Consider the following 12,477-nt stretch of genomic DNA (forward strand, 5'->3'; position numbering starts at 1 on the left):
CCTAAACTGAACCCATTACTCGTATGAAGGACTCTTTTTATTCGGTATCTTTAGGTTGATATTCTAAAATATCCCCCGGTTGGCATTCTAATGCTTTACATATTGCTTCTAAAGTTGAAAAACGGACTGCTTTTGCTTTTCCATTTTTCAAGATAGAAAGGTTAGCCATTGTAATTCCAACCTTCTCCGAAAGTTCTGTTACACTCATTTTTCTTTTTGCTAACATTACATCAATATTAATAATAATTGCCATATTATTCACCTCAGACCGTTAAATCATTTTCTGATTTTATATCTATAGCATCTTTTAATAGTCTTTGGAGAACGGCAGCAAAGACCGCGATTACCATTGAAGCAAAAATCATAATCATTCCGATAATAATAATGCCAGGGGCATCATCTCTCTCTGCCACGAGATAGAAAAGTGGCATACCTAATACATATAATACACTAATTGCCAATGCGCTGTACTTAATATTTTTTAAAGCTTGAACAGATAACTCTGAGAATGCGTTGTTTTTATCAATATAGTTTAAAAGCTTAAATGTTTGGTACAGTGCGAAGTAATAAGGTATTGCTGTTGCGTATAAATTGATAAATACAAGATATTTAATATATGAAATATCTGGATATAATTCTGCGGCGAAATTTCCTATTTTAGGGACTAAAAAAATGCACATAGCAAGAACGGGGATTCCGATCAGAATCACAACGGTCTTTAAAAAGAGTGTGGATCCTTGTTTCATAAAAAGCACCTCATTTATTTATTATCTTATTAATTTAACATAAAATTTATTGTTTAACAATAAATTTTTATTCCTTTTAATCGAGGATTTATTGTTACGCAAGTAATTAATGAAAAGGATGCTAAATCTTTTTTATAAGATAGATGACACATACCGGTATTTAATTAAGGAAAGAAAGAGAAAGTAACTATTGTTAGCTTTATAAGAATTGGGAACTAATAAAACATATGTAGGTTGTGGAATGAAAAAGGAAATAAGGTGTATTGAAATGAATGCAAAGTTTATGGAGGAACAATCATGGTTAATTATGGTGTGAAGATGAAAAAATTACTATTAGTGGGAGCTATAATAGTAAGCGTATTAAGTACGGAAAGTATGATGAATTATCATGCGGCCAAAGCTAAGGTGAAAAAAGTAGAACACCAGCCTAAAAATATAATTATGATGGTTATGGATGGAACGAGTTCAACGGCGACAACATTGGCTCGCTGGTATAAAGGGGCACCGCTTACGTTAGATCAAATTGTAACAGGAGGTGTTCGTACGTTTTCGGCGGAATCAGCTATTACAGACTCAGCGCCAGCAGCAACAGCATTAGCAACTGGAAATAAATCGAATTCAGGATATGTAGGCGTACTACCTTCTATTGTAAATTCACCTAACTTAAAGCCAATAAAAGAAGAGGACAAGTTACGACCGGTCGCAAACGTATTGGAAGGTGCAAAACGTACTGGCCGTGCAACTGGAATTGTTGCTACATCTGAAATTCAGCATGCTACTCCGGCGGGATTCTCGGCTCACCATGTCAATCGCAAGCAATTTGACGTAATTGCGAAGCAGCAAGTATATCAAAATATAGATGTCGTATTAGGCGGGGGAAAAGCGGCGCTGCTACCTATGAAAAGTAATGGAATCCGAAAAGATGGTGAAAATTTAGTAAAGGTGATTCAAGACAAAGGATACGATTTTGTTGAAACGAAAGATGCGTTATTGAACTCCAAATCTAATAAAATTTGGGGCTCTTTCTCAAATCATGCTCTTGCGTTTGATATAGATCGTATAGCAACAAATCCAGAACAACCAACACTTTCTCAAATGACAGAAAAAGCAATTCAAACATTATCAAAAGACAAAGATGGTTTCTTTTTATTCGTAGAAGGTAGTAAGCCTGATTGGGCAGCGCATGCTAATGATCCAATTGGGATGATTAGTGATGTATTGGCATTTGATGAAGCGGTAGCAAAGGCATTACAATTTGCGAAGAAAGATGGGGATACGATGCTCATAGCTTTAACTGATCATGGTAACAGCGGTATCTCTATAGGGAATAGAAATACGACAAAAGGATACAATACTACACCGGTTTCTGCATACATTGATTCATTGAAAAAGGCGAAAATGACACTTGAAGGAACTATAAATAAACTGAAATCTGATTTATCAAATGTAGAAGATGTAGCTAAACTATACGGTTTGGATAATCTAACTCATGATGAAAAAGAAAAATTAAAAGCGGCAAAAAAGAAAATGGATGTAGGACGAATTCTTACTATATTATTGGCTAATCGTGCAAATATCGGCTTTACGACAGGAGGACATACAGGTGAGGATGTATTTTTACATTCTTATGGACCTCAAAAACCAGAAGGCTTAATCCAAAATACAGACATTGCGAAGACGATGGCGAAAGCGATGGGCTTTAACTTAGAAGAAGTAACGAATAAAATATTTTTAGAGAGTGAACAAGCCTTTAAGAAAGTCGGTGCAACTGTAACAGCTGACAAAACCGAAGGAGCAAACTCGTTACTCGTGGTAAAACATAATAAAGTAGAAGCACAACTATTTGGTAACAAAAATATAATTCGTATCAATGGTAAAGGGTATGAATTAGGAAGTATTATTGTAGAGAGTAATGGAAAGTGCTATGTACCAGAAGAAGCAATTCAACTATTTGTAAAGCATTCTCGTTAAAAAATTGCTAACCAGTTAAGCTAACTGGTGGCAATTTTTTGCGTTTATTCTAAATATAAGGGTTCGGATTGTTTTGGAAAGTTTTCCAGATGAGACTTGTATAAATGTTAAAGGGGAATTATATTTTTTTCTTACATTAAAAAATTTCGTTTTGTAGAATAGAGAATTTATACATATAGTAAAGTCTAATGTATTATCAATTAATATTTATGAAAAATATATTAATACTTTAGAGTTTCTTTAATTTTCATTATTTCTTATTTAATATTATTCGTTATATTTATAATATGTTTATTTCAATTTATCGTATTGTAGCGCAGTTTCATATAATTATAAAGCAAGCATCAAAATAAAATCTCCACTAGAGTAAATTTATTATTTTTTTGCGTCTTTTTTATCCCGCTATTTGCTGGGCAGTAAGACCCCCACCTCAAAATTCAGCGAAAGCAAAGAAGTTAGGTGGGGATCGGGCTGCCTGTAAAAGCCCGATTGGTGAGGGCTAATTAAAGTTTCACTTTATTTACGAAAATTATTATGCAGCTAAGAAAACTGTAGTTCATTGAATTAGAGGTATATTAGAATTTAGTTGAAGAAAGAGAGAGGGAATAAAATGAATATAGTGCACTTACGTCCTAAACAGCGGTCTAAGTATCGCATTATGCTAGGGACGTGGTATTACTCTACAAAGAGATACATTCAGTGGTTAGTAGACGGAAAAACATATGCAAAAAGGCTCCAACAAGAAAAGCTACCTTGTACAGCAATTCAGCACCGAACGATATTACTTCGTAAGCTCAAAGATGTAGATATGTGGTATCAACAGAATAAGGTTGTTAATTTGAAAATTGCTGTTAAAAAACTAAATGGTATCGTCATTAGACCAGGAGAAACATTTTCTTACTGGCGTTTAATAGGTAAGCCTACGAGGAAAAAAGGGTATGTAGAAGGTATGGTATTACACTACGGATCTTTTCAAACAGGTATTGGAGGAGGTCTTTGTCAGCTTTCGAATTTAATATATTGGATGACTTTACATACACCACTGACAGTAACAGAACGATATCGTCATAGCTTTGATGTCTTTCCTGATTCTAGGCGAACTCAACCGTTTGGGAGTGGAGCGACTTGTTCCTATAACTATTTGGATTTACAAATTAAAAATGAAACGGACCAACCGTATCAACTTCACCTTTATATGACAGATGAATATTTAGTTGGTGAATGGAGAACAGTCTATCCGCAACTTTATCAATATGAAGTGTATGAGAAAGAACACTCAATTCAACCTGCATACTGGGGCGGTTATATACGACATAATGTGATTCAACGTAAAGTATATAATCAACAGAAACAGTTAATAGAAGATCAATATGTAACGGAGAATCACGCTATAATGATGTACGAACCACTATTAGCTTGTAATAATGAGAATAGTGAGTAATGTGGTAATCCATAGATTAAATAGTATAGAAAATATTTAATTCTTATTTTTATTAAAAAAATATAAATCTCAGATTTACTGGATTTTGATTGTAACTAAGAACATATAAAAGTTCACTGTTATTTATAGGAGAGCCTGTTTGTTTTTCTATCTTTTGTATTTCACTCTGCATAAAAAAATATTTCTCAACATTTTATTTGTTGAAAAAGATTGAATATTCGTATTATAACGAATATTATGTTGTTATCGGCAAAAAACGATAATTTGCAGACACTGGGGAGGAAATACATTGAAAAAGAAAAAGAAATTAAAACCATTAGCGGTATTAACAACAGCAGCGGTACTAAGTAGTACGTTTGCTTTTGGAGGTCACGCAGCGTATGCTGAGACACCAACATCATCTCTACCAATAGATGAGCACTTAATACCGGAGGAGCGTTTGGCAGAAGCGCTAAAACAGCGGGGGGTAATTGATCAATCTGCATCACAAGCTGAGACGTCAAAAGCTGTCGAAAAATATGTTGAGAAAAAGAAAGGGGAAAACCCTGGGAAAGAAATCTTAACAGGAGATAGTCTTACACAAGAAGCTTCTGATTTTATGAAAAAAGTAAAAGATGCAAAAATGAAGGAAAATGAACAGGCACAGCAGCCTGAAGTAGGCCCAGTAGCTGGACAAGGTGCAGCATTAAATCCAGGGAAATTAAATGGAAAAGTACCTACTACATCAGCGAAGCAAGAAGAATACAATGGAGCTGTTCGAAAAGATAAAGTACTTGTTTTACTTGTAGAATTTAGCGATTTTAAGCATAACAATATTGATCAAGAGCCAGGATACATGTATTCTAAGGACTTTAATCGTGAACATTATCAAAAAATGTTATTTGGTGATGAACCATTCACTTTATTTGATGGATCGAAGATTAACACATTTAAGCAATATTATGAAGAACAATCTGGTGGTAGCTATACAGTTGATGGGACTGTAACAGAATGGCTTACTGTTCCAGGAAAAGCATCAGATTATGGTGCTGATGCGGGTACTGGGCATGATAACAAGGGGCCTTTAGGACCAAAAGATTTTGTGAAAGAAGCATTAAAAGCAGCGGTAGCAAAAGGAATCAATTTAGCAAACTATGACCAATTTGATCAATACGATCAAGATGGTGATGGAAATAAAAATGAGCCAGATGGAATTATTGATCATTTAATGGTTGTACATGCTGGCGTTGGTCAAGAAGCTGGCGGCGGTAAATTGAAAGATGATGCGATTTGGTCACATCGTTCAAAACTAGGTTCAAAACCATATGCAATTGATGGCACGAAATCTTCTGTTTCGAACTGGGGCGGAAAGATGGCTGCATACGATTATACAATCGAGCCTGAAGACGGAGCGGTTGGTGTGTTTGCACATGAGTATGGCCATGATTTAGGCTTACCAGATGAATATGATACAAAGTACTCAGGACAAGGTGAACCTGTTGAGTCATGGTCTATTATGAGTGGTGGTAGCTGGGCTGGAAAAATTGCAGGAACAGAGCCAACGAGTTTCTCACCACAAAATAAAGAGTTTTTCCAAAAGAATATGAAGGGGAATTGGGCGAATATCCTTGAAGTAGATTATGACAAACTTAGCAAAGGCATCGGTGTTGCGACATATGTAGATCAAAGTACTACAAAATCTAAACGACCTGGAATCGTTCGTGTTAACTTGCCGGACAAAGATATAAAAAATATCGAATCGGCGTTTGGTAAGAAGTTCTATTATAGTACAAAAGGAAATGACATTCATACAACACTTGAGACACCAGTATTTGACTTAACAAATGCAAAGGATGCTAAGTTCGATTATAAGGCATTTTACGAACTTGAAGCGAAGTATGATTTCCTTGACGTATATGCGATTGCAGAAGATGGAACGAAGACACGCATTGATAGAATGGGCGAAAAAGATGTAAAAGGCGGCGCGGATACAACTGATGGTAAGTGGGTTGATAAATCATACGATTTAAGCCAATTCAAAGGAAAAAAAGTAAAACTGCAATTTGAGTACTTAACAGATATTGCAGTAGCTTATAAAGGATTTGCGTTAGATAATGCAGCATTAACTGTAGATGGAAAAGTTGTTTTCTCTGATGATGCAGAAGGTCAGCCAGCAATGACGTTAAAAGGCTTTACTGTGTCTAACGGATTTGAACAGAAAAAACATAATTACTATGTAGAGTGGAGAAATTACGCTGGTTCTGACACTGCGTTACAACATGCACGTGGCCCAGTATTTAATACAGGAATGGTTGTATGGTATGCGGATCAAAGCTTTACAGATAACTGGGTAGGCGTTCATCCAGGTGAAGGGTTCTTAGGAGTAGTAGATTCCCATCCAGAGGCAATTGTAGGGACATTAAACGGACAACCTACTGTGAAGAGCAGTACGCGTTATCAAATTGCCGATGCGGCATTCTCATTTGATCAAACACCAGCATGGAAAGTAAATTCACCAACTCGCGGTATCTTTGATTATAAAGGATTACCAGGAGTGGCAAAATTTGATGATTCTAAGCAATATATCAACAGCATCATTCCTGATGCAGGACGTAAGTTGCCGAAACTAGGACTGAAGTTTGAAGTAGTAGGCCAAGCTGAAGACAAGTCTGCAGGTGCGGTTTGGCTTCATCGATAAAATAAGGTAAAACGAAGAGGAGCTGCCACAAGTCGGTGAAACTGACTTATGACAGCTCTTTTCTTCTTGTGAAAAAACTCTCTGTTTTTTTATGTACTTATTGGAAAAATTCGAAGTTTCTTTGATACATAAAATGCTCCGTCTGTCCAATTATAGAAGCTATTTTGGACGTAAGAAATTTGTAAGTAATGAGTAAGAAAAAAGAGATTTTCATAGTATAAAATATTTATTATAGCTACTTTTAACACCTGATACTAATAGTGTGCTATAATATGAATTAGCAACAAAAAGGAAAGGAATTAGAACAATGACCTTAGAAAATACTAAAAATTTAAAAAAACAAGTTGCTCCTTTTGAAAAATCAACGATTAAAAAAAGTGTTTGGCAACTGATCAACACAATCGTGCCATTTATTATTTTATGGTACCTTGCTTATAAAAGTTTGTCAGTTTCTTATTGGTTAACATTAGTTCCAGCACTGTTAGCCGCTGGATTTATGACAAGGATTTTCATTATTTTTCATGATTGCACCCATTATTCGTTCTTTAAAAGTCGACGTGCAAATAGAATAGTTGGAACGTGTATGGGTGTTTTAACATTATTCCCATTTGATCAGTGGGGGCATGAACATTCTATTCACCACGCTACAAGTGGTAATTTGGATAAGAGGGGTACAGGGGATATTTGGACGCTTACAGTTGATGAATATGTAGCTGCACCATTTAGACTCCGTTTAGCATATCGTTTATATCGCAATCCATTCGTTATGTTTGGGTTAGGCCCGATTTATGTTTTCCTGCTTAAAAATAGATTTAACCGAAAAGGTGCTAGAAAAAAAGAACGTATGAACACTTATTTAACGAATATTTTAATCGTTGCTATTATAGGAATGCTTTGCTGGGAAATTGGATGGCAATCGTTTCTTTTAGTACATGGTTCTATATTTTTAATAGCAGGTTCAGTAGGGATTTGGTTGTTTTACGTACAGCACACATTTGAGGATTCTTATTTTGAAGAGGATAAAGATTGGGAATATGTGAAAGCGGCAGTGGAAGGAAGTTCTTTTTATAAGCTTCCTAAAATTTTGCAATTTCTAACGGGTAATATTGGATTCCATCATGTTCACCATTTAAGCCCAAGAGTACCTAACTATAAACTAGAAGAGGCACACAATAATACGCTTCCGTTAAAAAATGTACCAACGATTACGCTTGCTACAAGCTTACAATCACTACGTTTCCGCCTTTGGGATGAGAAAAGTAACAATTTTGTTAGCTTTAAAGATGTCAAAAATATAATTAAAAATAATGTTTCTGTTCGAGTGAAATCTGAACTATAATTGCATCGTATATAATACTCCCCTTAATCATTTTCGATTTAAGGGGAGTTTGTGTTTAAAGAGTAGATGCCAGATAAGAAGAAAATTTACATAATTCAAATTGTAATTGAAGCAGATTAGGAATAGCTCGTACGTAAGTACAAATATAAGATGACAGTAAATGCATTATGTTAACAAATTTATAGTAAATGGGGAATCGTACAACATTATATCCAAAAATAAGAAAAAACTTGAACGGAAATTCCATTCATTTTTCTTGGTGTTCCTCATTCCATACACTTAAATAGGACGCATATTCTAATTCATCTGGATTCTTATGTAACATAGAAATGAATTCTAATTTATTTCCATCACAATCTAGAAAGTATACACTTGCAGCAGGCATCCACCTTTGGACAATTGGCTTTTGATTTCCTTTTCCTTGACTTCCTATCACTGCTATTCCACGTTCCTCTAACCACGCTTTAGAAGTCATTAAAAACTCTAAATTTACACCAAAAGCAAAATGTCTCGGCTCAAAGTCTTCAATGTTATGTACTTCCCATAGTCCAAGCATTTGTTGTTTATTTTCTCCGACCCAAAAGAAAGCCACTCTTCTTTTGGAGAATTTTCTTGCTAACGTTAATCCTAGCTTGTTTTGATAGAAATTTATTGCGTTTTCTAAATTTCTTACATGTAAATGAGTTTCGTATATGTTCTGTATTATTATGATCATTCCTTTCTTTATTGGTAACTACCAATTAAATAGTGAATGTAATTCTAAAGTTGAAATATGTATAAGCCTAGTAATGTACATCTATATCCGATATACCTATTTACTATTATATTGAAATTGGAATGTGATAAATCCCACTGAGGTAGTAAGTGTTTAAATGAACACTCTACTACTTTTGTAGGAGAGGGGATATATCTATTAAATTCAGATGAAATCATATTTAAATAATGAAAAACGCTATTCTTTTCGTAAGAATAGCGTTTTTTTATGTTTTTAAGTTGGTGGCCATAGGGTAGAATTTGAAAAATGAGGATTTACAAAGCTAAGAAGTTTAACTCCAAAAAAAAATCGATTTCCTGTGGAGTTAAAGGAATCGACTTTTTTATTTACCTTGATGTATTAACGCAGCTGTTAACTTAATAGTAAATAAGTAGAATCCACTATTTCTCCCAAAGTTCGATCAATCGACCTTCAGGATCCTTAATCCAAATAAACTGTCCAAATTCACTGATTTCTTCTTTCTTCTCAAGAGGTACACCAATATTCTCAAGATGCTTTATAGTCTCGTTTAGATTATGTACTTCGAAATTTAACATCACTTGTTGTTCTTTTGGAAAATAATTGTCATTCTCTGTAAAGAAAGAAAAGATGGTCTCATTTCCTAACTGGGGTTTAATCACAGTTCCATTCCAATCTTCTATATCAAGTTTCAACACTTCACTGTACCATTTTTTTATAACTTCAAGATTCTTAGTTCTCCAAAATATTCCTCCAAAACCTTTTATCATCGTATCTAACTCCTGTCTGTCTTTAAATATATATTAAATATATCAAAACAAAACAGTAATAGTAAGCAGAATCATCAACTTATGAATAGTAAAAATAGTAATTGTTAGTATTATAGTATTTACTACATTAACACTTTCTACAACATCATTAGCAGAACTTGAAATTTCGGGAAAGGTATAGAAATGCTCATTTTTCAACCCAAAGTTCACCTGAGCAATCCAGAACTTAAAGTGTTATAAATAATTCTTTCAATAGTAGGGGGAAATGAGAGAAGGAACGATAAAAGACCACACATGAAGTGAAACGCCATGTGTGGTCTTTTATGTATCGTCAAATATTACGAAGTCTCGCTAATTTTAGTTTCACTATGAGTGTTAGTAGAATTTCTTTTCTTAACTTTAAAGTGATAGTAAGTGTAGCAAAAGATGATAAATGGGACAGTGCAATAGATTCCAAGTCGTTGTTCTGGGATAAAAATAAGACTGATTAATATAATGCCATACAATCCAAAACCAAGAATTGGTACGAGTGGATAAAGTGGCGTTTTAAATTTTAAGTCTTCTAATTTTCCGCCGTCTGCTAAATAATGTTTGCGGAAAAAGAATTGAGAAACACAAATTGACATCCAAACAATAATGGTAATGACTCCGGAAATTGAAATGAGCCACAAGTAAACAGTTTCAGCAGCTACTACGCTTGTCAAAAGAGAAAAAGCAGAAATAGCTATCGTCATGATTAAAGCGTTGAGAGGAATCCCACGTGATGATAATTTCTTTAAAAAGGCTGGAGCCATTTCGTTTTTTGATAAAGACCAAAGCATTCGAGTAGCAGCGTATAGTCCTGAGTTTGCAACAGAAAGAACAGCAGTAAGAATAACAAAGTTCATAATATCAGCTGCATATGGAATACCGATATTATCAAAAACAGCAACGAATGGGCTCTTTGTTAATCCAGCTTCTTCCCAAGGAATTAAAGCAACAAGAACAAAGATTGCTAAGACGAAGAAAAACATCGTGCGCCATATAATATTTCTAATAGAACGAGGTAAAGTTTTTGCTGGATCTTCACTTTCACCTGCTGCGATTCCAACAAGTTCTGTACCTTGGAAGGAATAGTTGACTGTAACCATTGTTAAAAGAATAGCGGCAAGTCCATTTGGGAATAAACCACCATGATTTACGAAATTTGATAATAGCGGAGCGGGTTCGTCACCTTTTAAATCAATAAAACCGAACATAGCGGCGCCGCCAAGAATAATGAAAGCGATAATGGCAGATACTTTTATACTTGAAAACCAAAATTCTGTTTCTGCATAACTACGAGCAGATAATGCGTTAATAGTGAAGATTGTAACGCCAAATATTAAACACCAAACCCAAACAGGAATATCAGGAAACCAGCGCTGCATTGTAATGCCGGCAGTTGTAAATTCAAGACCGGTCGTATTCGCCCAGCTTAACCAATACAACCATCCGATTGTAAAGCCAGTTGCAGGATTGATGAACTTAGTGGCATATTCTTGGAAAGAACCTGAAACAGGCATGGCTACAGCAAGTTCACCAAGACATAGCATAACGAAATACATTAATAATCCACCCGCCATAAAGGCAAGTACGGATCCGCCAGGTCCAGCTTGACTTATAATAAAGCCAGATCCGTTAAATAACCCCGTTCCAATCACACCACCGAGTGCAATCATGAATAAGTGTCTACTTTTCATCGTCCGTTTTAATTCATTGTTTGTATTGCTTACTTGCGCCATTGTTTTCCTCACTTTCATAGTTGATAGAATAAAGTTTGATGTTTTTCCGTATTATGGAATGTATTCCGTGATGTGAAATCTTGTTATAATTTTCAGATAATTAAAAAGAAAAGTCAATAATTTTTTGTTTGCGTTTTCAATTCTTTGTTAGTGATACGTTTTTTATTGTTAGAAAATTAAATAAATAGATTGATTTCATTTTGAATGTTTGCTAAATTGATAGTTAATTAAGCATACTAACATATTACGAGTAAAGTTGAGGCGAGTTATGGTACAGTCCATTGATCGAGCGATAAGTATTATTAAATTATTGAATTCTACAAATGAAAAAGAGTATTGGGCTATTTCTGATATAGCTGATGGAACACATCTCCCGGTTAGTACAGTACATAGATTACTTAACTCTTTAATGGAGCATGGGTTAGTTACACAAATTTCAGAGACAAAACAGTACAAAATTGGACCAATGTGGATGGAAATAGGGTTACGTCAATTGGAGAAGGTAGACTACAGATCTGTTGCAAGAGAAGTGATGAAACGTTTAGCTGCTGAAGTGGAGGAAAGTGTCTATTTAAATATTCCAAACGGAACACATTCTATTATCATTGAAAGAATTGATAGTCCTTTAAAAATTCGAGTTATCGATAATCTAGGGGAACAAATTCCACTTTCAATTGGTGCTGCAAATAAAACGATGCTTGCCAATATGAAAACGAATGAAATGGAACATATTGTAGAAAATTTACTTTCTTCATTACCAGAACAAAAGCAAATTCTTCTTAATCAAATAAAGCAAATAAAAAATGAAGGATATGCTGTCAGTTATGGTGAAAAAACAGAAGGGACAGCTTCAGTAGCTGCACCTATTATCGGATTTAATCATAAAGTAGTAGGAGCATTAAGTGTTGGGTTAATTAGTCATCGTATTAATGATGATCGACTATCTTTTCTTATTAGCAAGGTAAAACAAGCGGCTCATGAAATATCAATAAAAATCGGCAGTACATCAGAACTATAATTTTGATAGCTGTCGTCAT

At 34.7% G+C, this 12,477-nt stretch carries 10 protein-coding genes; 5 read left to right on the top strand and 5 right to left on the bottom strand.

Annotation, left to right across the window (positions count from 1 at the left end; translation table 11 throughout):
• Positions 1 to 37: 37 nt before the first annotated feature.
• Both BM089_RS18935 and BM089_RS18940 read right to left on the bottom strand, forming a co-directional pair.
• Positions 38 to 253 carry a helix-turn-helix domain-containing protein gene (locus BM089_RS18935; RefSeq protein WP_000974623.1) on the bottom strand — a complete coding sequence of 72 codons (216 nt, stop codon included), beginning with the start codon at positions 251 to 253 and terminating at the stop codon, positions 38 to 40.
• Positions 254 to 263: 10 nt separating this feature from the next.
• Positions 264 to 746 carry a DUF2975 domain-containing protein gene (locus tag BM089_RS18940; protein WP_000809125.1) on the bottom strand — a complete coding sequence of 161 codons (483 nt, stop codon included), beginning with the start codon at positions 744 to 746 and terminating at the stop codon, positions 264 to 266.
• 297 nt (positions 747 to 1,043) lie between these two features.
• Here BM089_RS18940 and BM089_RS18945 point away from each other — a divergent pair, with 297 nt between their 5' ends.
• The 4 genes from BM089_RS18945 to BM089_RS18960 all read left to right on the top strand — a co-directional run bounded on the left by BM089_RS18945 (position 1,044) and on the right by BM089_RS18960 (position 8,174).
• Entirely contained in the window at positions 1,044 to 2,717 is a 1,674-nt protein-coding gene (locus tag BM089_RS18945) for an alkaline phosphatase (protein ID WP_000248720.1), read from the top strand.
• A gap of 610 nt (positions 2,718 to 3,327) precedes the next feature.
• Positions 3,328 to 4,158 (top strand): VanW family protein, encoded by an 831-nt coding sequence (locus tag BM089_RS18950; RefSeq protein ID WP_016081140.1) that lies wholly within the window; start codon positions 3,328 to 3,330, stop codon positions 4,156 to 4,158.
• Positions 4,159 to 4,447: 289 nt separating this feature from the next.
• Entirely contained in the window at positions 4,448 to 6,835 is a 2,388-nt protein-coding gene (locus BM089_RS18955; RefSeq protein WP_090977719.1) for an immune inhibitor A domain-containing protein, read from the top strand.
• Between the two features lie 307 nt (positions 6,836 to 7,142).
• Entirely contained in the window at positions 7,143 to 8,174 is a 1,032-nt protein-coding gene (locus tag BM089_RS18960) for a Delta(5) desaturase DesA (protein WP_090977721.1), read from the top strand.
• Between the two features lie 247 nt (positions 8,175 to 8,421).
• Here BM089_RS18960 and BM089_RS18965 read toward each other — a convergent pair whose 3' ends face one another.
• The 3 genes from BM089_RS18965 to BM089_RS18975 form a co-directional block, all read right to left on the bottom strand.
• The gene (locus BM089_RS18965; protein ID WP_033657522.1) at positions 8,422 to 8,880 is read right to left on the bottom strand and encodes a VOC family protein; all 459 of its coding nucleotides are present in this window, start codon (positions 8,878 to 8,880) and stop codon (positions 8,422 to 8,424) included.
• A 449-nt stretch (positions 8,881 to 9,329) separates the two neighbouring features.
• Complete coding sequence (locus BM089_RS18970; RefSeq protein WP_000589591.1) at positions 9,330 to 9,677, bottom strand: VOC family protein; 348 nt, start codon at positions 9,675 to 9,677, stop codon at positions 9,330 to 9,332.
• A gap of 338 nt (positions 9,678 to 10,015) precedes the next feature.
• Complete coding sequence (locus BM089_RS18975; protein ID WP_000079995.1) at positions 10,016 to 11,440, bottom strand: amino acid permease; 1,425 nt, start codon at positions 11,438 to 11,440, stop codon at positions 10,016 to 10,018.
• Positions 11,441 to 11,708: 268 nt separating this feature from the next.
• Here BM089_RS18975 and BM089_RS18985 point away from each other — a divergent pair, with 268 nt between their 5' ends.
• Positions 11,709 to 12,458 carry an IclR family transcriptional regulator gene (locus tag BM089_RS18985; RefSeq protein WP_000250751.1) on the top strand — a complete coding sequence of 250 codons (750 nt, stop codon included), beginning with the start codon at positions 11,709 to 11,711 and terminating at the stop codon, positions 12,456 to 12,458.
• Positions 12,459 to 12,477: the final 19 nt, after the last annotated feature.

Origin of the sequence: Bacillus sp. 5mfcol3.1 (assembly GCF_900114335.1) — a bacterium.
In the GTDB taxonomy this organism is placed as follows: Bacteria; Bacillota; Bacilli; order Bacillales; family Bacillaceae_G; genus Bacillus_A; species Bacillus_A thuringiensis_S.

What these genes read in the sequence shown, in the direction of transcription:
- BM089_RS18935 (WP_000974623.1), bottom strand. Translation starts at nt 253, where the DNA reads ATGGCAATTATTATTAATATTGATGTAATGTTAGCAAAAAGAAAAATG.
- BM089_RS18940 (WP_000809125.1), bottom strand. Translation starts at nt 746, where the DNA reads ATGAAACAAGGATCCACACTCTTTTTAAAGACCGTTGTGATTCTGATC.
- BM089_RS18945 (WP_000248720.1), top strand. Translation starts at nt 1,044, where the DNA reads ATGGTTAATTATGGTGTGAAGATGAAAAAATTACTATTAGTGGGAGCT.
- BM089_RS18950 (WP_016081140.1), top strand. Translation starts at nt 3,328, where the DNA reads ATGAATATAGTGCACTTACGTCCTAAACAGCGGTCTAAGTATCGCATT.
- BM089_RS18960 (WP_090977721.1), top strand. Translation starts at nt 7,143, where the DNA reads ATGACCTTAGAAAATACTAAAAATTTAAAAAAACAAGTTGCTCCTTTT.
- BM089_RS18970 (WP_000589591.1), bottom strand. Translation starts at nt 9,677, where the DNA reads ATGATAAAAGGTTTTGGAGGAATATTTTGGAGAACTAAGAATCTTGAA.
- BM089_RS18975 (WP_000079995.1), bottom strand. Translation starts at nt 11,440, where the DNA reads ATGGCGCAAGTAAGCAATACAAACAATGAATTAAAACGGACGATGAAA.
- BM089_RS18985 (WP_000250751.1), top strand. Translation starts at nt 11,709, where the DNA reads ATGGTACAGTCCATTGATCGAGCGATAAGTATTATTAAATTATTGAAT.